Source organism: Longitalea luteola, assembly GCF_017356035.1.
GTDB lineage: Bacteria > Bacteroidota > Bacteroidia > Chitinophagales > Chitinophagaceae > Niastella > Niastella luteola.
Genome location: NZ_JAFIQX010000029.1, coordinates 1,746 through 3,050, shown reverse-complemented (window position 1 = coordinate 3,050; position 1,305 = coordinate 1,746). Strand labels below are relative to the sequence as shown.

At 48.9% G+C, this 1,305-nt stretch carries 1 rRNA gene (cut by a window edge); it reads left to right on the top strand.

Annotation, left to right across the window (positions count from 1 at the left end):
* The first annotated feature begins 66 nt into the window (after positions 1-66).
* A 23S ribosomal RNA gene (locus tag JUB15_RS28235) occupies positions 67-1,305 on the top strand; it runs 1,740 nt beyond the window's last position.

Genomic DNA, 1,305 nt, shown 5'->3' with positions numbered 1-1,305 from the left:
CAGTTCTTTGACATATTGGGAGTAAATATTTATAAGTTGTAAATGACGAGTAATAGTAATAACTCTTTTAAAGCACTTAAGGGCGTATGGTGGATGCCTTGGCTCTGAGAGACGATGAAGGACGTGGTAAGCTGCGATAAGCTTCGGGGAGCTGCACACAAGCGTTATATCCGAAGATTTCCGAATGGGACAACCCGGTACACTGAAGGTGTATCATCCCGCCAAAAGCGGGAAGTCAACCCTGGGAACTGAAACATCTAAGTACCAGGAGGAAAAGAAAACAATCGTGATTCCCTAAGTAGTGGCGAGCGAAAAGGGAACAGCCCAAACTTTGGCGGCGTGCCGCCAGAGGGTTATAGGACCGCATTTAGGAATTGATGTCAAGCTGAACCATCTGGAAAGTTGGACCATAGCAGGTGATAGTCCTGTAGGCACAAATCATCAATGACGAGCGGTATCCTGAGTAAGGCGGGACCGGAGGAATCCTGCCTGAATTTGCCGGCACCATCCGGTAAGGCTAAATACTCCTCAGAGACCGATAGTGAACCAGTACCGTAAGGGAAAGGTGAAAAGCACCCTAAACAAGGGAGTGAAATAGTACCTGAAACCGTACGCCTACAAGCGGTCGGAGCCTGTTAAAGGGTGACGGCGTGCCTTTTGCATAATGAGCCTACGAGTTACTCCTCACTGGCGAGGTTAAGTACTTAAGTTACGGAGCCGTAGCGAAAGCGAGTCCGAACAGGGCGTTTAGTCAGTGGGGGTAGACGCGAAACTTTGTGATCTATCCATGGGCAGGTTGAAGTGACGGTAACACGTCATGGAGGACCGAACTCATTAGCGTTGAAAAGCTATGGGATGACCTGTGGATAGGGGTGAAAGGCCAATCAAACTGAGAGATAGCTCGTTCTCCCCGAAATGTTTTTAGGAACAGCCTCGGATATAGATGTTTGCTAGAGGTAGAGCTACTGATTGGGCTAGGGGGCTTCACCGCCTACCAAACCCTGACAAACTCCGAATGCTAGCAAATTTCTCCGGGAGTGAGGCTGCGGGTGCTAAGATCCGTGGCCGAGAGGGAAATAACCCAGATTAGCAGCTAAGGTCCCTAATACGTAGTTAAGTTGATCAAACGAGGTGGGACTTCTATAACAGCCAGGATGTTGGCTTGGAAGCAGCCATTCATTTAAAGAGTGCGTAACAGCTCACTGGTCGAGAGGTCCTGCACGGAAAATAATCGGGCATCAAACTACGAACCGAAGCTCTAAGATTGCCGCTAGGCGGTATATCGGTAGGGGAGCATTGAAATCT